The 20,051-nt window shown below is 61.7% G+C and carries 22 protein-coding genes and 1 riboswitch; of the genes, 6 read left to right on the forward strand and 16 right to left on the reverse strand.

Translation table 11 applies throughout. The features are described from left to right. The first annotated feature begins 75 nt into the window (after window positions 1–75). The 3 genes from ASG47_RS05990 to ASG47_RS06000 all read left to right on the forward strand — a co-directional run bounded on the left by ASG47_RS05990 (window position 76) and on the right by ASG47_RS06000 (window position 2,072). Window positions 76–894 carry a protein-disulfide reductase DsbD domain-containing protein gene (locus ASG47_RS05990; RefSeq protein WP_061907815.1) on the forward strand — a complete coding sequence of 273 codons (819 nt, stop codon included), beginning with the start codon at window positions 76–78 and terminating at the stop codon, window positions 892–894. An 85-nt stretch (window positions 895–979) separates the two neighbouring features. Beyond that, window positions 980–1,474 (forward strand): peroxiredoxin, encoded by a 495-nt coding sequence (locus ASG47_RS05995; protein WP_061907816.1) that lies wholly within the window; start codon window positions 980–982, stop codon window positions 1,472–1,474. 19 nt (window positions 1,475–1,493) lie between these two features. Beyond that, entirely contained in the window at window positions 1,494–2,072 is a 579-nt protein-coding gene (locus ASG47_RS06000; protein WP_061907817.1) for a hypothetical protein, read from the forward strand. A gap of 49 nt (window positions 2,073–2,121) precedes the next feature. On the opposite strand, the gene gcvPB is transcribed toward ASG47_RS06000, so the two are convergent. The 14 genes from gcvPB to ASG47_RS06070 all read right to left on the reverse strand — a co-directional run bounded on the left by gcvPB (window position 2,122) and on the right by ASG47_RS06070 (window position 15,847). Next, window positions 2,122–3,669 carry an aminomethyl-transferring glycine dehydrogenase subunit GcvPB gene (gcvPB, locus tag ASG47_RS06005; RefSeq protein WP_061907818.1) on the reverse strand — a complete coding sequence of 516 codons (1,548 nt, stop codon included), beginning with the start codon at window positions 3,667–3,669 and terminating at the stop codon, window positions 2,122–2,124. Continuing rightward, window positions 3,666–5,021: an aminomethyl-transferring glycine dehydrogenase subunit GcvPA gene (gene gcvPA, locus ASG47_RS06010; RefSeq protein WP_061907819.1), complete on the reverse strand. Its 1,356-nt coding sequence runs from the start codon at window positions 5,019–5,021 to the stop codon at window positions 3,666–3,668. The genes gcvPB and gcvPA overlap by 4 nt, the downstream gene beginning before the upstream one ends. A 2-nt stretch (window positions 5,022–5,023) precedes the next feature. Continuing rightward, the gene (gene gcvH / locus ASG47_RS06015) at window positions 5,024–5,389 is read right to left on the reverse strand and encodes a glycine cleavage system protein GcvH (protein WP_061907820.1); all 366 of its coding nucleotides are present in this window, start codon (window positions 5,387–5,389) and stop codon (window positions 5,024–5,026) included. 9 nt (window positions 5,390–5,398) lie between these two features. Continuing rightward, window positions 5,399–6,556 (reverse strand): glycine cleavage system aminomethyltransferase GcvT, encoded by a 1,158-nt coding sequence (gene gcvT, locus ASG47_RS06020; protein ID WP_061907821.1) that lies wholly within the window; start codon window positions 6,554–6,556, stop codon window positions 5,399–5,401. A gap of 146 nt (window positions 6,557–6,702) precedes the next feature. Next, a riboswitch (glycine riboswitch) is annotated at window positions 6,703–6,793 on the reverse strand. 428 nt (window positions 6,794–7,221) lie between these two features. Continuing rightward, entirely contained in the window at window positions 7,222–7,710 is a 489-nt protein-coding gene (locus ASG47_RS06025) for an ATP F0F1 synthase subunit B (protein WP_200940862.1), read from the reverse strand. Window positions 7,711–7,715: 5 nt separating this feature from the next. Beyond that, window positions 7,716–8,354 carry a hypothetical protein gene (locus ASG47_RS06030; protein ID WP_082461110.1) on the reverse strand — a complete coding sequence of 213 codons (639 nt, stop codon included), beginning with the start codon at window positions 8,352–8,354 and terminating at the stop codon, window positions 7,716–7,718. Between the two features lie 101 nt (window positions 8,355–8,455). Next, complete coding sequence (locus ASG47_RS06035; RefSeq protein ID WP_046103481.1) at window positions 8,456–8,683, reverse strand: F0F1 ATP synthase subunit C; 228 nt, start codon at window positions 8,681–8,683, stop codon at window positions 8,456–8,458. Window positions 8,684–8,748: 65 nt separating this feature from the next. Beyond that, window positions 8,749–9,519: a F0F1 ATP synthase subunit A gene (locus tag ASG47_RS06040; protein WP_061907823.1), complete on the reverse strand. Its 771-nt coding sequence runs from the start codon at window positions 9,517–9,519 to the stop codon at window positions 8,749–8,751. An 18-nt stretch (window positions 9,520–9,537) separates the two neighbouring features. Beyond that, a complete protein-coding gene (locus tag ASG47_RS06045) occupies window positions 9,538–9,921 on the reverse strand; it encodes an AtpZ/AtpI family protein (RefSeq protein ID WP_061907824.1) in 384 nt (127 codons plus the stop codon). Window positions 9,922–10,236: 315 nt separating this feature from the next. Continuing rightward, a complete protein-coding gene (locus ASG47_RS06050) occupies window positions 10,237–10,566 on the reverse strand; it encodes a type II toxin-antitoxin system RelE/ParE family toxin (RefSeq protein WP_061907825.1) in 330 nt (109 codons plus the stop codon). Next, window positions 10,566–10,829 (reverse strand): ribbon-helix-helix domain-containing protein, encoded by a 264-nt coding sequence (locus ASG47_RS06055; protein WP_061907826.1) that lies wholly within the window; start codon window positions 10,827–10,829, stop codon window positions 10,566–10,568. The genes ASG47_RS06050 and ASG47_RS06055 overlap by 1 nt, the downstream gene beginning before the upstream one ends. A 51-nt stretch (window positions 10,830–10,880) precedes the next feature. Continuing rightward, complete coding sequence (locus tag ASG47_RS06060) at window positions 10,881–14,342, reverse strand: chromosome segregation SMC family protein (RefSeq protein WP_061907827.1); 3,462 nt, start codon at window positions 14,340–14,342, stop codon at window positions 10,881–10,883. 56 nt (window positions 14,343–14,398) lie between these two features. After that, on the reverse strand, window positions 14,399–15,238 hold the full coding sequence (locus ASG47_RS06065) for a thioredoxin domain-containing protein (protein ID WP_061907828.1): 840 nt from the start codon (window positions 15,236–15,238) through the stop codon (window positions 14,399–14,401). 90 nt (window positions 15,239–15,328) lie between these two features. Further along, the gene (locus tag ASG47_RS06070; protein WP_061907829.1) at window positions 15,329–15,847 is read right to left on the reverse strand and encodes a DUF721 domain-containing protein; all 519 of its coding nucleotides are present in this window, start codon (window positions 15,845–15,847) and stop codon (window positions 15,329–15,331) included. Between the two features lie 425 nt (window positions 15,848–16,272). On the opposite strand from ASG47_RS06070, the gene mutY reads away from it, so the two are divergent. Then, complete coding sequence (gene mutY / locus ASG47_RS06080) at window positions 16,273–17,301, forward strand: A/G-specific adenine glycosylase (RefSeq protein ID WP_413813452.1); 1,029 nt, start codon at window positions 16,273–16,275, stop codon at window positions 17,299–17,301. Window positions 17,302–17,331: 30 nt separating this feature from the next. Here the strand turns inward: mutY and ASG47_RS06085 are convergent, their stop codons facing one another. Both ASG47_RS06085 and ASG47_RS06090 read right to left on the reverse strand, forming a co-directional pair. Continuing rightward, window positions 17,332–17,511 carry a hypothetical protein gene (locus ASG47_RS06085; RefSeq protein WP_061907831.1) on the reverse strand — a complete coding sequence of 60 codons (180 nt, stop codon included), beginning with the start codon at window positions 17,509–17,511 and terminating at the stop codon, window positions 17,332–17,334. A gap of 81 nt (window positions 17,512–17,592) precedes the next feature. After that, window positions 17,593–17,808, reverse strand: a complete 216-nt coding sequence (locus ASG47_RS06090) for a cold-shock protein (protein WP_061907832.1) — start codon at window positions 17,806–17,808, stop codon at window positions 17,593–17,595. 401 nt (window positions 17,809–18,209) lie between these two features. Here ASG47_RS06090 and ASG47_RS06095 point away from each other — a divergent pair, with 401 nt between their 5' ends. Then, window positions 18,210–19,037 carry a hypothetical protein gene (locus ASG47_RS06095; RefSeq protein ID WP_156464005.1) on the forward strand — a complete coding sequence of 276 codons (828 nt, stop codon included), beginning with the start codon at window positions 18,210–18,212 and terminating at the stop codon, window positions 19,035–19,037. Further along, a complete protein-coding gene (locus tag ASG47_RS06100; protein ID WP_061907834.1) occupies window positions 19,034–20,044 on the forward strand; it encodes a hypothetical protein in 1,011 nt (336 codons plus the stop codon). The genes ASG47_RS06095 and ASG47_RS06100 overlap by 4 nt, the downstream gene beginning before the upstream one ends. Window positions 20,045–20,051 lie beyond the last annotated feature (7 nt).

A 20,051-nucleotide genomic window follows, 5' to 3' on the forward strand; every position in this document is an offset into this window, starting at 1 on the left:
AGTCTCGTGCCTCTTCACGAAGGCCTGAAGGCGCGTCAGCTATTCCTTCACCATCTCCTGCGTTAATGCCGAGCCATGCGATCAATTGCTCTTGCCGCCGCCTTTTTGCCCGCTCTCGTTGCCCCGGTTTTTGCCGGCGAAACGCCGTGGCAAGAGGTAACGCCGGGCGTAAAGTTGCGGCTTGTCAGCACCGGCGTCGTTAAGCCCGACGGCACGACCCTGTTCGGCCTCGAAATCGATATGCCGGAAAATACCAAAACCTATTGGCGCGTGCCTGGCGAAACGGGTTTTCCGACCGAGCTCGATTTTTCCGCGTCTCGCGGTGTCAGCGCGGGCAAGATTCTCTGGCCGCACCCGATCGTCGATCTCAGCTCCGGCTATCTCGACTTTGCCTATTTTGGGCCAACCCTGTTGCCCATCGAACTGACCGTGGCCGACAAGACAGCCGAAGTGGATATTTCGGCGCTGCTTGGCATTTGCTCCGATATATGCATTCCGGCGCAAGCGAGTTTCAGCCTCCCTGCAGCGGATGCGGCGCCTGATCGGCCCAATGGCCTCCGCATCAAGCAGGCAGTGGCCGAAGCGCCCATTCCGTGGAACGACGGCCCGGCACCAATCGGCAAAGTCGAATTTATCAAAGACGAACAGACCCTGGCAGTGTCTCTCGCAACCGATGATATCGACCCCGGCTCGATCATCGTTGCGACCGATAGTGGCGAGCCGCTGTTCGGCATGCCGCAAAAAAGCCCGCAAGCGAACCTAGTGCTGCTTCCCATTCTGGCGAAAACCGAGAATATTGACCTGACCGGCCAAGACGTTCAGTTGTCATTCATGACCGGTATGGGAGCATTCGAGCTTCGCCGGACAGTCGGGGCAGAGCCGGCGAACGAGTAGTCCCGGAGACGAGCGGCCAAGCCGCCAGCGGGATGGTTTTGGAGTAAGGCGATCTTCTCGCCTGGGGCATGGGGCAAATCCTCGCATGATTGAACGTGGCAATGCGATTCCGGCTGTTGGGATCAAGCTCGTAACGGCTTCCGGCACGCACGACACCACCAGTGACGTGGTCCTTGGCTCGGGGACCGTCGTCTTCTTCGCGGTGCCGGGTGCGTTTACGCCCACCTGCCACGTCAACCATTTGCCGGGCTTCCTCGCCAATACAGAAAAATTCCGGGCGCACGGCGTCGAGCGCATCGTCTGTGCCTCCGTCAACGACGCTCACGTGATGAAGGCCTGGGCCGAAGCCAGCGATGCCCTGGGCAAGGTAGAGTTCATTGCCGATGGCAATGCCGATCTCGCTAAGGCGCTTGGCCTCGCCAAGGATTTCTCCGCCAATGGCATGGGCACGCGCTATGCGCGCTCGGCCATGATCGTGCGGGATGGCAAGGTGCTCGACATTTTTGTGGAGGACGCGCCCGGCGTCAACGCCAGCGGTGCGCCGGCCATCCTGATGGCGCTAGAAGCAGCCAATGCGTAATTTGAGGCAGGAAGTGACCATGACCAAGCCGACCGTTCTGCGACTTGTCGCTCTTGCCGGCCTCTCAGCGGCTCTCGCCGGGTGCTCGATGGGCAGCATGTTCGGCGGCGGGCCATCGACCAGCGCCAATCTTCAGAATGCGACTGCGTCACCTCAGGCTGTGGCTCAGGCACAGACCAATGCGCTGCCAGCGATTGCCACCGAATGTCCGCCGATCAAGGTGCGTGTCGGCGGCGAGGCGATGTTCTATTATGGCGGCGGGCGTACAGGCGATGCCAAAGCGCTGCAATATCAAGGCGTGATCGACGAAGTGACGCGCAATTGCGTCGTCTCCAACGGCGTCATCACCGTCAATATGGGCGCTTCCGGCCGCGTTTTGCTCGGGCCTGCCGGCAGCCAGAGTTCGGTCAACGCCCCAATCCGTTTCGCAGTCGAGCGCGATGGCCAGGCAATCTTCTCGGAAAAATACACCATCCCCGTCGCCCTGACGCCGCCAGCCCAGTCGGCCGAATTCGTCAAGGTCGTCGAAAACGTCGCTATCCCCTATCTCGGCGGGGAGAGCATCACGATCTGGGTCGGGTTCGACACGCGGGGCTGATCGCTCCAACCAGAGAAATGAAAATGGCGGCCTTTCGGGCCGCCATTTTTTATTCTGCCGCCTGCGGCAGATCCGCAGGCTTTTCCCATTTGAGCACGGGCTGCCGTGCGGCACGGGTTTCATCCAAACGCCGCCGCGGCGCTTTGGCCGGAGCTGCGGTGAACCGGGCGGTGTTCCCGGCCTTGGCGTCTGTCGCCAGTTCCACCATCACGTCGCAAAAGCGATCGAGCGTCTGCTTGCTCTCGCTTTCCGTGGGTTCGACCAGCATGGCGCCATGGACGACCAAGGGGAAATACATGGTCATCGGGTGGAAACCCTCGTCGATCATAGCCTTGGCGAAATCAAGCGTCGTGACGCCTGCGTCTTTGATGAAGCTGTCGTCGAAAAGCGCCTCATGCATGGTCGGATAATCGGGGAAGGGCACCGAGAAGATGTGCTGCAAACGCGCCTTGATATAGTTGGCGTTGAGCACCGCATCCTGCGCCGCCTGGGCCAGACCATCGCCGCCATGGCTCAGCATGTAGGTCAGCGCACGGACATACATGCCCATCTGGCCGTGGAACGCCGTTACGCGGCCTAGAGCATGTTCTTCGACATGTTCGACGAGCTCCAGCCCCTTTTCGCCCTTCCGCACGAAAGGAACCGGCGCGAAGGGTGCTAGGGCCTCGGAGAGCACGACGGGGCCCGCACCCGGCCCGCCGCCGCCATGGGGCGTCGAGAAGGTCTTGTGGAGATTGATATGCATGGCGTCGATGCCGAGATCGCCCGGACGCACAACGCCCATGATGGCGTTGAAATTGGCGCCATCGCAGTAGAAGAACGCGCCCGCATCGTGCACCGCCTTGGCGATCTCGATCACCTGTGGTTCGAAGAGGCCGCAGGTATTGGGATTGGTCAGCATGATCGCCGCGACTTCCGGCGAGAGCGCCGCCTTGACCGCTTCCACATCGACTGTGCCATCGGCCTTGGCGGGCACGGGTTTCACCGTGTAGCCGAGGAAGGCCGCAGTCGCCGGATTGGTACCATGGGCGCTTTCGGGGACGAGGACGATGGTGCGATGCGCCTGGCCCGCAGCCTCCTGAGCCGCCTTGATCGCCATCATGCCGAGGAGTTCGCCATGGGCGCCGGCCTTAGGTGAGAGGGCTACGGCGGCGGTATTTGTGAGGGTAAGAAGCCAGTGCGAAAGCTGGTTCATCAGCTCGAGCGCGCCCTGCACGGTCGAGACCGGCTGCAGCGGATGGATGTCCGAAAAGCCCGGCAGGCGGGCCATTTTTTCGTTGAGGCGCGGGTTGTGCTTCATGGTGCACGAACCTAGCGGGTACATGCCGCTGTCGATCGAATGGTTCATGCGCGAGAGGCGCACATAGTGGCGCATGGCTTCGGGCTCTGTGAGCCCGGCGAGATCGAGCTTGGTCTTGCGCTCGAAACCGTCGAGGAAGCTGCCGTCGATTTTGACTTCGGGGAGGTCGACGCCGGAATGTTCGGTGTCGCCGATCTCGAACAGCAGCGGTTCATCGGGGATGAGCGCCGAGCCGGAGGCGGCGGTGCTGCCGCTGGTGCCGATGCCGGTTGGGCGGCCTTGGGTGTTCATGCTCATTGCGCGTCCTCCTCAATGGCGGCGTGGAGGCACTCGGCCAGCATTTCGATATCGGCGTGGGTGGTGAGTTCCGTTGCGGCGAGAACGATCAGGTTCTCGACATCCGGATAGCCCGGTTCGAGCCGGCTGACCGGCACACCGGCCAAAACTCCAGCTTGCGCCAGCATTTCGACGACTGGAGCAGCCGGAACAGGCAGTCGGATCGTCATCTCGTTAAAGAAGCTCTTGTTCAGCAATTCGACGCCTGGAACGGTGCCGAGCATCCGGGCGAGCTTGACCGCGTTGTGGTGGTTGAGGCGAGCCAGGCGGGTGAAGCCGGCTTCGCCGAGGAGCGACATGTGGATGGAGAAGGCGAGGGCGCAGAGGCCTGAATTGGTGCAGATATTGCTCGTCGCCTTCTCTCGGCGAATATGCTGTTCGCGGGTCGAGAGCGTCAGCACGAAGCCGCGATTTCCATCGGCATCAACGGTTTCGCCGCAGAGGCGACCGGGCATCTGGCGAATGAAATCCTTGCGGGTGGCCATGAGGCCGAGATAGGGGCCGCCGAAGTTGAGGGCGTTGCCGATGGATTGGCCTTCGCAGACCACGATGTCGGCGCCAAGCGCGCCCGGGGCTTCGAGGAGGCCGAGGGATACGACTTCGGTGATGACGACGATGAGCAACGCGCCCTGGGCGTGGGCGGCATCGGCGGCAGCTTTGAGGTCGCGAAGATGACCATAAAAATCAGGGGTTTGGACGACGATGGCGGCGGTGTTGCCGTCGATCTGGCTTAGGATATCGCCCTGGCCCTCGGGGGAGGGGGAGAGGCAGACGAGGTCCGGATCGTCTTTGAGATAGGCTTTGACGACATCGCGATAGTGCGGGTGGAGGCCGCCGGACAGAACGACTTTACTCTTTTTCGTCAGACGCTTAGCCATCAACACGGCTTCGGCGGTGCCGGTCGAGCCGTCATAAAGCGAAGCGTTGGCGACGTCCATGCCAGTGATCTTGGCGACCTGGGTCTGGAACTCGAACAGCATCTGCAGGGTGCCCTGCGAGATCTCCGGCTGGTAGGGCGTGTAGGCCGTAAGCCATTCGGAACGCTGGATTAAATGATCGACCGTTGCCGGCACGTGGTGGCGATAAGCACCGGCGCCGACGAAGAATGGACCATCGCCAGCGGCGTGGTTCTTGGCCGCGAGGGCGCGCACATGGGCTTCGACGAGGAATTCCGGGCTATGCGCGGGCAAGCCAAGATCGAAGCTTTTGAGAGCGGATTTGGGAACGGCGGAGAACAGCGCGTCGATATCGGCGGCGCCGATGACGCCAAGCATCTCGGCGCGCTCGGTTTCAGAATGGGGGAGGTAGCGCATGATCAGAGGGTCAATTCCGCATAGCCGTCGGCATCGAGGAGAGTGTCGATTTCGCTGGCGTCGGCGATTTCGATCTTGAACATCCAGCCTGCATTTTCAGGGTCTGTGTTCACCAAACCGGGCTCGTTTGTTAGCATTCCGTTAACTTCGATGACCGTTCCGGTTACTGGCGCGTAGATTTCGGAGGCGGCCTTGACGGATTCGACGACGGCGGCTTCCTCACCCTTCTTGAGCACCTTGCCGACGGCGGGGAGCTCGACGAAGACGATGTCGCCGAGTTGCTCCTGCGCATAGGGCGTGATGCCGACAATGCCGGTCGAACCCTCGACGCGGATATATTCGTGGTCGGGTGTGAACTTGGTGGTCATGAGCGGGCCTCAGATGGCTTTGCGGAAATAGCGATGGGGAACGAAAGGGGTCGGGACGACTTCGGCCGGCTGCGCGCGGTCGCGGACGGAGACCTGGAGTTTGGTGCCGGGTGTCGTAAGGGCAGGGGGCACGAAGCCGAGGGCGATGGCCTTACCGAGCGAAGGGGCAAAACCGCCGCTGGTGACCACGCCGACGACTGCGCCGGACGCATCGAGGATTTCGGCGCCTTCGCGCGCGGGAGCGCCTTCAACGAGGAGGCCTACGCGCTTGCGGGTGAGTTGGCCCTCGCGTTCGGCAAGAATGCGCTCGGCGCCGGGGAAGTCGGCAGCTTCGCGGCGACGCTTGGAGACGGCAAAGCCGAGATCGGCCTCGATGGGGGAAATGGTTTCGTCGAGGTCGTGGCCATAGAGCGGCAGGCCGGCTTCGAGGCGCAGGCTATCGCGGGCGCCGAGGCCCATTGGTTTTACGCGTGGATCGGCGAGAAGAGCATCCCAGAGGGCTGAGGCCGAGCTAGCCGGAGCCAGGATTTCAAAACCATCCTCGCCGGTATAGCCGCAGCGCGCAATGGTGACCGGAACGCCGTTACAGTCGAAGTCACCGAACTGCATGAACCCTAGGTCGGTCGCCTCGGGCATGAGCGCGGCCATCACGTTGACGGCCTCGGGGCCTTGGAGGGCTAGGAGGGCGCGATCGTCGGCGCGGTGTAGCATAGCCTTATCACCAACTGTCTTGGCGATCAGGGCAAAGTCACCGTCTTTGGTGCCGGCATTGACAATCACGTAGAGCGTGCCGCCTTCCGTAGCGCGACCGATCATGAGATCGTCTACCGTGCCACCCTTGTCGTTGAGAAGGAGCGTGTAGCGCAATTGGCCGGGTTTTAGGCCAGCGATATCGCCACAGACCAAGGGCTCGATCAGCGCAGAGATTGCTGCGTGGTCTGCGGCGGTGTCGCTCGTCGGTGCGCTGAGGGTCAGAAAGCTTGGGCCCATATGGCTGACGTCGAAGAGGCCGGCGTGGTCGCGGGTCCACTTGTGCTCGGTCATGATACCGGTGGGATATTGCAGGGGAAGGGCATAGCCGCCGAAGGGCACGATGCGGCCGCCGGCACTGACGTGACGCTCATAGAGCGGGGTCTGCTTGAGGTCTTCGGTCGAAGGTTCGGCCATGGGTCTCTCGGGTTCAAAGGCGACACGACTATGCTCTGCCGAAATGGCGGAGTGCGTGCCCCCTCTGTCCTTGCCCTGAGAGATTTCCCGGCTGAGCGCCGGTTGCTCCTTCGGAGAGGCCGTGAGGGCCTGCTTTCCAGAGTTTTGACCTGACTGCGGTCCGGTTGCCTGAGAGTTTCCGGGGCGGTTGCTCCTTCGGCGCTGGCATTTTCAGCCAGTCTCTCCCGCAGTCGTTGGCACCATGGGGGAGATTTGTGGTGGCGTCAACGGCAGCCGTGGGGATGTGCACGGGAGGCGTGGGTATGGTGAGGAGACAGTCTAGGCGCCTTCAGCTGTCAGGGCGCTTTTTCGTCGGTCGTCACGACCGGGCTTGTCCCGGTGGTCCATGCGGAGGCGAGATGGATTGCCGGGACAAGCCCGGCAATGACGGCGGTGGGTAGGAGGGGGGAAGGGCAGCAGTTAGGGACGGGCTGCGTTCTGCCGCCTGCTCCTCTGCGGAGGAGAGAATACCCCTCACCCTGGAATTTCTTCTGAACGAAGAAACTCCTGTCCCTCTCCCTCAAGGGGCGAGGGTAAGGCTGGTTGGTGTGGCGCCAAATGCGACAAACAAACAAAAAAGGCGGACCCGAGGGCCCGCCTTCAAAAATCCAAAAAAACCAAAAAAATCAGTTCAGGCGGCCGGCGACGTCGGCGATGGCTTTGTCGACGATCTGGCCGCCCTTGGCGTTCATTTCGTCGGTGAGGACGACGCGGGCGGCTTCGACGGCGAGGTCGGCGGAGCGGGCGCGGACGTCGGCGATGGCCTGGGCTTCAGCCTGGGCGATCTTGTCTTCCACGGCCTTGGTGCGGCGGGCGACGAGGTCGGTCAGGGCGGTCTGGGCTTCGGCGGTCATGCGAGCCGCTTCTTCCTGGGCCGCAGCGATGATGCCCTGGGCTTCGCTTTCGGCAGCGATGCGCTTGCGCTCATATTCGGCGAGGAGAGCTGCGGCTTCTTCGCGAAGGCGCTTGGCTTCGCTCAGGTCCGTTTCGATCTTCTTGATCTGCTTGTCGAGCATGCCGCCGATGATGCGGGGAACGCCGACATAGATCAGCACGCCGATGAAGATGACGAGGCCGACAAGCGCGAAAAAGCTGTTATCCATCCAAGTGGGCATGGCGATTATCCCTTCACCTTGGCAACGGCAGCGCGGACGCTGTCGGCGGAAACGTCACCCACGAACTGACCGACGACGGCCTGGGCCGTTTCGGCAGCGATCTCGTCGACATGGGCGAGAGCGGCGTTTTTGGTGGTCGTGATGCGGGCTTCGGCTTCGCTGACCTTGGTGGCGAGCGTGGCTTCAGCCGCGCTGCGCTTGGCAGCGAGATCAGCCTGCATGGCATCGCGCGACTGTGTGGCGATGGCCTGAGCCTTGGACTTGGCTTCAGCGAGTGCCTTTTCATAGGAAGCGATGGCCGCGTCGGTCTTTTGACGGTCGGCATCGGCTGCCTGGAGATCGGCGTCGATGGTTGCCTGGCGCTTTTCGATGATGGAGCCGACCTTGGGCAGGGCGACCTTGCTCATCAACAGATAAAGCGCGGCAAAGGAAATTGCGAGCCAGAGCAACTGGCTGGGGAAAGTTGCCGGATCGAAGGGCGGGAAGACATCGGAATGCCCCTCGCCATGCGCTTCGGTGGTGGCATGAGTGTCGGCGGTCGGATCGTGCGCGTCCACGCCTTCGCCATGGGTGGCGTCGACAGCGTGGTCGAGGTTTTCCTCGGTCGGCGTTACCGCTTCTTGAGCGTAGGCTTGCGTTACCATCTGGTCGAGATCCCGTTAAATCCGGTCATCCAGCGCGGGCGCCGAATGCAACCGCAGCCGAACCCTTGTGTCCGGCTGCGATAAAATTCGTTGGTCGCGAATTAGGCGACGAACAGCAGGATCAGAGCAACCAGGAACGAGAAGATGCCCAGAGCTTCGGTCATGGCCATACCGAAAATCAGGTTACCGGTCTGGCTCGGAGCTGCGGATGGGTTGCGCAGGGCACCCGAGAGGAAGTTTGCGAAGATATTCGACACGCCGAGGGCGGCACCAGCCATACCCAGGGTTGCGATACCAGCGCCGATCATCTTTGCGGCTTCAACATCCATTTGTTTGTCCTTTCGAGGGTCAAAGTATTACCGGCGAAAAGCCGCCGTTTGAGGGACTCAACGTCTTAGTGTGATGGGTGGACCGCGTCGTTGAGGTACATCGACGTCAGCACTGCAAACACATAGGCCTGCACCACTGCGACGAGCAGTTCTAGCGCCGTGATTGCCACCGTCATGATGAGCGGGAGCAGAGCGCCGAGCCAACCAAGAGCGCCGAGGGCACCAAGGCTGACCACGAAACCAGAGAACACCTTGAGGGTGATGTGACCGGCAAGGATATTGCCGAACAGACGAACGGAAAGGCTGATCGGGCGCGACAGGAACGAAATGATTTCGATCGGCACCACGATGGGCAGCACATAGCCCGGAACGCCTGCCGGAACGAAAAGCTTGAGGAATTTCGGACCGTGGCGGAAGAAACCGTAGAGGATCACCACCGAAATCACGAGCAGTGCGAGCGCTGCGGTGACGATGATGTGGCTCGTGACGGTGAAGAAATAGGGGAACATCCCGAGAAGGTTCGCCACCAGCACGAAGCCGAAAAGCGAGAACACGAACGGGAAGAATTTCATGCCTTCGGTGCCAGCCGAGCTTCGAAGCATATTGGCCACGAAACTATAGGCCAATTCGCCCGCGAGCTGGAAACGGCCCGGCACCATGCTGGCCTTGGAGGCCGACATCGCCATGAACGCGGTCAGGACAGCGACGGTCACGACCATGAACAGGGATGAATTGGTGAAGGAAAGATTGAGGGCGTTACCCGCAGCCTCGTCCCCGATATGAATCGGGAAAAGGTCATAGATGACAAACTGGTGGATCGGGTCAGTACCGGCCATGGAGCCCTCTAAGCGTCATCAACTATCGGTCCGCTTCTCGTCTTCCGCGCCCGATGAAGGCGGGGGAGGCGATGCGGCATTCAGGTCCGTCACCACGCGGATGACGTTTCGGATTCCAGCGGCGAAGCCCACCATGAACAGGATGAGCAAACCCCAAGGGCTGGTCCCCAGGCCAAGATCGATGAGATACCCGACAAAGGTCCCCACCAGAATGGCAGCTATGAATTCGGTGGCGATGCGCATACCGCGCGCCATTCCGCTCATATCGCCCGAGACACCACCCGAGGCTCTAGCGTCCTTGAGTACCTGTTCCCGCTTGGCAGAAGCAATGCGCGATGCAAGATCGCGAGTCACTTCGCTGTCTTTTTCCGGCTTGCCCTGGATATTGGGCGGCTTTGCCATCCCGTTTCTCCCTGGCCCGCCTGTTCCGGAATTTCCGGTGCCTTTTCAGGTCGGGCGCAACATAGTGGTGGCCCCAAAAGGTGTCAAGGCAAGTGACGAAGATGTAAGTTCTTGATTTTGCGTTATGTTTTCGCGAAATCCACGGGTGCGGCATGCTGTCCACAGGTCAATTGTGGTAAAGCCGTGGCTCAAGGAGAGATTCCCGGGAGGGGCTGGGTTGCAAAGCGGGCAACTTGTGCGGCCATGTCGGTGGTGGCAGGCGGTAGGTAGACCACGCAATCATGGCCTTCGACCGCGGGCCGATCGCGCGACGGTCTAACTGTCCGGATCGTCTTTTTCGTAATCGAAGTCGTCGTCGTATTTCAACGAAGGTGTAGCAATCGAGTGCGTCACGCGCTGTAGCCAGACAGAGCCGTCAATCACGTCATAATCGAAGCACCAGCCATCAACTATGATGCGCTGCGCGCCGCGGATCGGAAGGTGGCTCGCGCGCGCTCGACCGGCAGATGGCTGACTTGCGAGAAGCTGACGCGCGCGTTCAATGATCGAGCGAAAGGTTAGGATACCCGAGATCGTCTTTCCCTTAAGATAATCGATTTCACGCTGAATATCGCGCTTGGCTTCTCTCGAAACCTTGACGCGCATTAGGCCGCTTTGCCCTTGCGAATAATCTCGTCCAGTTCGGCGATGACATCTTCCAGGTCTTCGCCACCGCCCTCGGCCGCTTCTTCACGGCCGCGCAGTACCGAAAGGCAGATACCGCCCTCTGCCTCTTGTGCGAGGTAATATTTGAGCGCGCGCACGATGATCCAGCTTCGCGTTCGCTCAGAGCCGGCGGCGATTCTCTCGACGTCTCTCAGGATGTCTTGCGGGAGACGCAAGGTAACGGGATCGGAAAGCTCAGCCATCACGGTTCTCCTTTGTATTACAAGTAATACAGGCGTGCCCGTGCTGCAACGTCAAGCCTGCTCGACCTCGCGAAAACTCTCTGCCGTCTGCAAATCGACCGAGACCAGTTGGCTAACGCCGCGTTCGGCCATGGTGACGCCGAAAAGGCGGTCGACGCGGCTCATGGTGATGGGGTTGTGGGTGATGACCATGAAGCGGGTATTGGTGCGCTGGCGCATGCTTTCGAGGAGATTGCAGAAGCGCTCGACATTGGCGTCGTCGAGGGGCGCATCGACTTCGTCGAGCACGCAAATGGGCGCGGGATTGGTGAGGAAGACGGCAAAGATCAGGCTCATGGCGGTCAGCGCCTGTTCGCCGCCGGAGAGGAGCGTCATGGTCTGTGGCTTCTTGCCGGGCGGGCGGGCGATGATTTCGAGACCGGCTTCGAGCGGGTCGTCGCTTTCGACAAAGGTGAGTTCGGCCGTGCCGCCGCCAAAAAGGGTGGTGAAGAGTTCTTGGAAGAAGGCGTTCACTTTTTCAAAGGCTTCGGAAAGTCGGGCGCGGCCTTCGCGGTTGAGGGCGGAGATTCCGCTGCGCAGTTTGGCGATGGCTTCGATCAGGTCGTCGCGATCGGCGACCATGGTGTCGCGCTTTTCCTGGACCTCGGCTGCTTCCTTTTCGGCGGAGAGATTGACGCCGCCCAGGCGCTCGCGCTCGGATTTGAGGCGTTCAAGCTTTTGCTCGATGCTTGATTCCGGCGGGAGCGCTTCTTCGGGACGGATGCCGGAGGCTTCGAGGGTTTTGCTGGCGGGGATGCCGAGAGTTTCCTCGATCTGGCGCTCGATCTGCTGGCGCTGGGCCATGGTGCCCTTGAGGCGCTCTTCGATGCGCGTCAGCTCGATGCGGACTTCGGAAAGAGCATCGGCGGCGGTGCGGAGGCTCTTTTCGTGGTCGCGCCAGGCGGTTTGCGCTTTTGCGAAGCGGTCGCTGGCTTCCTGGTAGTCGAGCGTGGCGTCGCTGATCTGGTCTTCGAGTTGGGCCTGGCGATTAGCGAAGCCGTCTGGGGCAGTGTCGATTTCGACGATCTGGGTATTGATGGCGGCGACGCGCTGGTCAAGTGTCGCCAATTGGGCGGACGCTGCTTCATGGCGGCGGCGCCAGGCGGCGCTGTCGCGGGCGATCTGGTCGAGCCGGGCGCGGCGCATGCGGGCGGCGTTTTCAAAAGAGCCGAGGCGGAGGCGGGCTTCGTTCGCTTTTTCGCGGAGGCGGGCAAGGTGAGCTTGCGCAGCGTCGAGCTGGGCGCTGTTGTCGTCTTCGTCGCCGAGGTCTTCGAGGGCGATTTCGGCCTCTTCGCGAATGGCGACGGCTTCTTCGAGACTCGTGCGCAGGCGGGCTTCGCCTTCCACGAGGGCTGAATGGCGGGTGGCGATTTCGCCCTGGGCTTTGAGGGCCGTATCGAGTTCGGCCTGGGCGACGCCGATACCATGCTGAGCCTTGCGCCAGTCTTCGCGGCGGAGGCGCTCTTCCTGGCGGGCGAGGTCAAGCTTTTGCGTTTGGGCGTCGATGTCCCGGCGGTAGGCGTTGCGTTCGGCCTTGGCGCGGAGGATTTCCTCGTCGAGTTCGGCGAGACGATTGCGCTGGGCGAGGCGAAGGGCGGCAGCGGTCGGGGCATCGGCGGCGGCAACAAAGCCGTCCCAACGCCACATGGCGCCGTTGAGCGTCACGAGACGCTGGCCGGGCCAGAGAGCGGGCATGAGGCCTTCGCCGTCGAATTCGCTGACAAGGCCGATCTGGTCCAGGCGCCGTTTGAGGAGCGGTGTGCCGGTGACATAGCGCGAGAGGGGTTCAGCGCCCTGGGGGAGGGGCGGATCGTCATAGCCTTCGATGGCGATGGACCAGTGGAGCGGCGCACCGGCATCGGAAGAGGCGTCAAGATCATCGCCGAGCGCGGCGCCAAGGGCGGTTTCGTAGCCGGGCTCGACCTTGAGTTCATCGACGATGGCCGGCCAGAGGCTGGAGCCGACATTGAGCATCTTGCCCAAGGTGGACGCTTCCGATTCGAGGCCGGCGAGGAAGGCATCGAGTTCGGCAAGGCGCGGGCGCATGTGGTCGAGTTGCGCCTGGGCTATGGCGGCGTCTTCCTCGGCGGTGAGGGCGGCTTGTTCGGCAGCTTCGGTGATGGCTTGCGCTTCGGCGAGACCTTCGCGGGCGGTGATGACGCGATCGTCGCTGTTAAGGCTGAGGGCGAGTTCGGATTTCTCGGCTTCGACGGTTGCGAGTTCGCGTTCGAGCCGGTCGAGGCGGATCTGGGCATCCTGCGCCGCGCGCAGGAATTGGGTGCGGCGGGCGCGGATTTGCGCTAGGGCGTCGGTAAGGCGGCGCACGTCGGCTTCGGCTGCAAGGGCTGCGTCGCGGGCTTCGTTGGTGGCGAGACGCGCGGTTTCTAGGCCCGCTTCGGCGTCTTCTTCCTCGGCGGCAAGCTGGGCTTCTTCTTCGGCGAAGGCGGCGAGGCTTTCCTGGCTTTCTTCGACAAGGGCGCGTTCGCGGGTACCGTCTTCGGCGATCTGGCGCAGGCGCTCTTCGAGTTCGGCGCGGCGCTGGCTCATGCGGCGCGCTTCATCGCTCAATTGCTCGTAGAGGATCTTGTAGCGCTGCAGGATGGCGCTGGTGACGGCTTCTTTTTCGCGGAGGGGCTGCAGAGCGGCTTCGGCCTCTTCGACGCTTTTCTGCGCCAGGCGCTCGGCATGGGTGGCGTCGGCGAGCTTGCGGATGAGCACGGCCTGGGCCGCTTCGCCGTCTTTTTCCGCGACGCGGGTGGCGACCCAGCGGATGTGAAAGAGCGTGGCTTCGGCGCGGCGGATATCGCCCGAGAGACCGCGATAGCGGATGGCAAGGCGCGCCTGGCGTTTTAAGGTTTCGAGCTGGGTCTCGATCTGGGCGATGACGTCGTCTACGCGCTCGAGATTGGCCTCGGCTGCCTTCAGGCGCAATTCGGCTTCGTGCCGGCGCGAGTGGAGGCCGGAAATGCCGGCGGCTTCTTCCAGGAGAGCGCGACGGGCGGTCGGCTTGGCGGCGATAAGCTCGCCGATCTGGCCCTGACGGACCATGGCGGGGGAATGGGCGCCGGTCGAGGCATCGGCAAACAGCAATTGAACGTCGCGGGCGCGCACTTCCTTGCCATTGACGCGATAGACCGAGCCCTGTTCGCGCTCGATGCGGCGGGTGACTTCGAGGACATCGGCGGTGTTGAGGGCGGCGGGTGCTGTCCGGTCGATATTGTCGAGGACGAGGGTGACTTCGGCACTGTTGCGGCCGGGCCGATTGCCGGAACCGGAAAAGATGACGTCGTCCATGCCCGAGGCGCGCATGGCCTTGTATGAATTTTCGCCCATGACCCAGCGCATGGCTTCGACAAGGTTAGACTTGCCGCAACCATTGGGGCCGACAATGCCGGTCAGCCCAGGTTCCATGACGAGCACTGTCTCGTCACAGAACGATTTGAAACCGTGGAGTTTGAGGCGGGTGAACTTCATGGAGCCACCCCAATAGCATAATCCCCGCCACTAGGGGCGGGGATCTTGCAAAGATCTTACTGAGCGGGGGTGACCGGCGTCATGGTATCGGCCGGGGCCATCGTATCGGTCGGGGTGACGGGCGTTGCCGGTGCCGGCGTGGTGGTCGCGGGAGCAGGCGTTGCCGGCGTCGTCGCATCGGTGGCCGGAGCAGCCGGGGTGGTTGCGGCCGGAGTTTCGGTGGTGGTGCCGGTGGTCGGCTGGAAATCGGCCGGGACCAGCGGGTCGATTTCAGCAGAGAGCTGTTCCAGCGTCTGCGCGCCCGACAGCGTCTTGCCATTGATATAGAAGGTCGGAGTGCCCTGAAGGCCGAAATCGTTCAGCGCCTGATCGCGCATCGCTTCCATGCCAGCGAACAGGTCCTGATTCGTCAGGGCAGCGTCAAAGGTCTCCTGGGTGAAACCAAGCTGGGTTGCGATGGTGAAGATCGCGTCGCGCGGCGTCTGCGACACGCCCCATTCGCCCTGGGTGCGGAAATAGGTGGCGAGGACGTTTTCGTAATTCGTCTCGCCGGCAGCTTCGGCCAGCATGAAGATGGCGGCGTCGAGCACGTTGCGCACGAAGGGGCGCACCACGAACTTGACCTTGCCGGTGTCGATATAAGCGGCCTTGAAGGGCGCATAAGTGTTGTTGTGGAATTCAGCGCAGTGCGGGCAGGTCGGCGAAGCATATTCGTAGACGGTGACCGGGGCGTCGGCGGAGCCTTCGACCTTGTCGGCGATATTGCCAGCAGGAGCGGCAAGCTTAGCCGGATCGACCACATCGCCGTCCGCGGCTTGCGTTGCGCTGATGCCCGAAAGGCTGAGCGCCGAAGCGGCCGCACCAAGAATAAGGGTCTCACGGCGATTGAATTTCACGGCTTTAGGCTCCTGAACATTGTCTGCGCGACACTACACATGGCGTTGATGTCGGCAAGTGGGCACGATTATCACTTGGGGGTGAACGGACTATCCGTCCTTACGCTCCGATCGGCCGGCCAGCGCCAGGCCCAGATCACGCAAGGCGGCCTTTAAATCTTCATCGTCGATTTTTTCAACTGCGGCCCCCACCTTGGCGATCTCGTTCTGGCTTGGCTCGCGGGTTTTTTGCCGCTTGGCACCTGAACCAGGGGTGAATGGCTCGGCCGAGAGCCTGACTTCGTTGACGAGGAGATAACCGAAATAGCGATTGACCGCCGTGGCGATCTCGGGCGCGGCATGCTGCACGAAGAGGGCTTGGCCAGGGCCGCAGCGGAGATAGAGCACCGCGCCCTCATGGCCATGGCCGGCGCTGCGGGGCCAGACCAGTTTGTCTGGCATGGTCGTCTGATCATAGGGTCGCGGCGCGATGACCCGCCAATGGGTGATGATGTCACGCGTGGCGAAACCGCGCTTTTTCAACACCGGATCGAGCGCGCCCGAAAGCACATCGGCAACGCTGAGCGTGCGATTGCGGCGTTTTGGTTCGGGCAGCTTTTCTTCGGCCATGGATGGGAAGTAGCGAGTGGGGCGGGTTGGGGCAAGGGGGCGGGTGCGGCGTCACTCTTGCTGGCTCCAATAAGTGCGACACGTCTACGCCCTACCTAATGGACTTCCCTCGGGCTTGGCCCGAGGGTCACCTGCTTTCGCTTAAATACTTGTGCCTCCCGCATTGGCACTCGGGTCAAGCCCGAGGGAAGTCCAGTGGGTGGGGTAGGGGCGGTGAAGACGTCAAATTGTCGCCTGACTTCACGACGTCATTCTCGCAAAGGTGGAATCTTGCCTCCGAGGAATTGGATTCCCGCTTTCGCGGGAATGACGCCGAGGACTTGGGGTGGAACGAATAGTTGAGGAGGTGCCCGCAATCACTGGACTTGCGGCGCATTGGCCGGAGCCTATATCCCTGCACCATGCCCCTCATCGATCCCCATCCCATCGACGCTGCTGCAGTTCTTGTCTGGTATGATCGGCATGCGCGGGATTTGCCGTGGCGCGTGCCGCCTTCTGATCGAGCGCGAGGGGTCAGGCCGGACCCGTATCGGGTCTGGCTGAGCGAAGTGATGCTGCAGCAAACGACCGTTGCCGCTGTTCGCAATTATTTCCTGCGCTTTACCGCGCTTTGGCCGACGGTGCATGATCTTGCGGCGGCGCCGCTCGACGCATTGCTGCGCGAATGGGCTGGGCTTGGCTATTATGCGCGGGCGCGCAATCTTCATGCCTGCGCCCAGGCGGTGGTGGAGCAGCATGGCGGCGTGTTTCCCAACACTTCGGCCGGGCTGCAGACGCTACCGGGGATTGGCGCCTATACCAGCGCTGCGATTGCCGCGATCTGCTTTGATGAGGAGATTGCGGTGCTCGATGGCAATCTCGACCGTGTCCTTGCGCGCTACTATGCGCTGCCGGTTCCGGTGCGTGAGGCGAAGGAGGAGTTGCGGGCCGCCCTGCAACTGAGCGTGCCAAAGAGGTCGGGTGATTTTGCGCAGGCCATGATGGATTTGGGCGCCACGATCTGCGCGCCTCGGACCGCATCTTGTCTGATTTGTCCGCTGCAGCCCGATTGCCTCGGCACCCGCACGGGCAATCCAACCATGTTTCCGATTAAGCCGGTAAAGGCGGAACGTCCGACCCGACGTGGCCATGCCTTCGTCATGACCGACGCGAGCGGCGACGTTTATCTCCAGTCTCGACCGGGCAAAGGGCTTCTTGCGGGCATGACCGAGGTGCCGACATCGGAATGGAGCGCAGAGCCTGGAGCGGTGATGCATCCCGTCGCAGCGGAGTGGCGGCACCGGGGACAGGTGGTCCACATCTTTACCCATTTCCGGCTTGAGCTCGAAATATGGTCGGCCGAAGTTATGCCAGATGAACTTGAAAATGGCTGGTGGGCACCCGCGAGCGCGCTAAAAGGCGAGGCATTGCCGACGCTGTTCAGAAAGGTGCTGGCTCAGGCGGGGTTGGAATAACGCACTTGCACGCCCGGCGCAGAGACGCGCCTATTCCGGCGAACTCGCCTTGACGAGAGCGCGCAACTGGCGCGCGAGCATCGGCCCTTCAAGCTGGCTGGCGGAATAGCCTTCGCGCGCAATAGCCTGCTTTACTTCGGTGACGCTGGTGAATTTGCCGCTTTTGGCAAGCTCGAACGCGCGTTCGAGAGCGGTGATATTTGGCTTCATATGTTTCCCCGTGGTTGAAAGCCCAATCGGGGCGAGAAAGGCCGCCGGAGGGCGGCCTATCCGTGAGCTTTAGAACGCTGCTTACTGAGCGAGCGTGAGATTGATAGCAGATTCACGGCCGTCACGACCGGTTTCTACTTCGTAGCTGACCTTGTCGTTTTCATAGAGGCCATCAACGCCCGAGCGCTGAACAGCCGAAATGTGAACGAAGTGATCCTTGCCGCCGGTTTCGGGCGTGATGAAGCCAAAACCCTTGGTGGCGTTGAAAAATTTTACAGTGCCGTTGATGCGGGACATTTTGTATTCCTGGGTAGCTCGGAGCCGAAGCGAAACGAGCGGTTTCCCCCTGCGACATGCAAGAGGGTCTAGAACGTTCGCAAGTAGATCAGAGCGCCGAGGACCGGAAATGACCGGCAGACACAGCCGACTTAGGCTGAAAACGTATGCTGCACTTATCGCATTCAATCGTGTCTTTGGCAAGGCGGGCGTTTGTCAGCCTCGGAGGCCGGCAAAGACCTAAGATATTGTTCGTAAAAAAGAGACCGTCGCTTTTGGTCTCAAACGACAGGACGAGGCGGCATTCTATTGTGGTCTTGAACGCCGTCGGCTTTTAAATGCTTTTTTTCCAGCAGCGGTCGAATTATAGCCCCATCTGCGCCATCATGGTTCCGTTCGATTGGACTGTGAGATGTGTCTTGATGAAGCGCGCCCTTTTTGCCCTTTGCTGCCTCTTCGCCCAAATTCCCGGAGCGAGCGCAGCTTTGGCAGAGGACCTCGACGACTTTTTGGTGGGGCAGGGTTGCGCGATTGGCCCGGAGACCACCGACCTTGCTGTCGCGGCAGGGTTTTCCGCAGACGCAATGAGCGCGGTGGTTGCCGAAGCGGAAGAAAATCCGGAAACAGTCCGGACGGGAGACTGGATTTTGCTGCCGTCGAGCCTTTGCGTCATTGCGCCGCCGGCTGTGAAAAGTCAGATCCGGATTGACGATCCCGAGGTCGCGGCCGTCACCTCGGGGATTGACGACTATGCTGAATTGGGCGAGCGCGGCTGCTTCCTTGATGGTCCTGGGCTGCCCAGCACGGTGCAACAGACACGAGGCTGGGATGCGCAAACCGCCAACACGGAATATCTGCGCTTCCTTGCCGAGAACCTACGGGCGGGCACGATTGCCTTTTTCAAGGACGATCCACTGAGCACGCCGGTGGGCATCCAAGTGCTGACCGGCGACTGCGCCGATGTGCCCAATATCGCCGAAATTCGGGCCAATCAGGGGCTGCGCGATCGCTATTTCGATGATCTCATCCGCGAAAACGCGAGGAAAGTTGGCTGTGAGGAGGATGGGGGACCGGGCATTGCCTTCATGGAACTCGCTGCCGAGCGCACGAAGGGCAAAAATACCAATGCGTGGCTGTTTGCGGAGGTCAGGTTCATCGCCATGGGCGCGGGCTGGTATGCGGGCATGAGCGCGACCGAAAGGGGCACGCCGCGTCCACCGCTTTGCAACTACGAAACGCCGCGGCCATGAATATCCTGCGCGACCTTTTCGGACCAAAGCCGAAGAGGGCTGTGTCCGCGCCGGACGGTCCGCCTGCGCGGGACCTTGCCGGTAGCGGAAGAGAAAATCCGATCACGGCCTTGCTGACTGCCTGGGGGCTGCCGCTCGATGAGCCGCGTTCGGCGATCGAAGCGCGCAATGGCATCGTTTCGGACCCGATTTATAATTGGCCGACTTTGCTGCTGCCGGAGGCAGAGCAATTGCCGGGGGCAATGCGGCCATGGGCGGCCTATGTCCATGATCGCACACCGCCGCAATTCCCGATCAGCCGCTTTAGCGGCCTTGTCTGGCTTGCGGACGATGCGGATTTCAATCTCCGTTGCACCGCCGAGCATATCGCCAAAACCCTTGGCCCCGCGCCGATCGGCCGTCGCTGGAACACGGTTGTGGCGGCCTGGACCTCGGACCTGGCGGAAATCCGGCTGACGGCGTGGCCGCCGCATCTGCAATCGGACAAGCTCCAGAACCCGGCGGAGGAGCACAATCCGCGCCTTAGGTCCGCGTGCCATATGGAAATTGCCACGGGGCTTTGCCTGACGCTGAGCGAAGTGGAGAGGCAATGGGTTTCGTCGAGCCAGCGGCTCCGGCCCCTTTCGATTGGCGGCACTCCACCGCAATCCAGCGCGCCACTGGAGACGCAGCTCGAATATGCCCGTCGACTGGAGGCGGGGATTAGTACCGAGCCCAGGCTGAGCATAGCGGCAGGCGGCGAGGCCTTGGTGGTTCTCTCGAGCCAACTCTACGTCATCCCGCGATCGGCCATTCGCCGACTGGAGGTTGTCCGCCTGACACCTGCCAAAGGCAGCGGCGGCGCCACGCTCTACGCCATTTGCGACAGTGCCGCGCCAAACTCCGAGGGCCAGTCGCTCTTTCTTGCCGCCGATCCCAAGACCGATGGGCTCAATGAATTTGCGCAAAACCTTGCGGACCAGATCGGTTGTCCGCTCGATATCGGACCAGCTTTTGCCGATTGCTGACATTCAA

This window comes from Devosia sp. Leaf420 (assembly GCF_001425445.1).
In the GTDB taxonomy this organism is placed as follows: Bacteria; Pseudomonadota; Alphaproteobacteria; order Rhizobiales; family Devosiaceae; genus Devosia.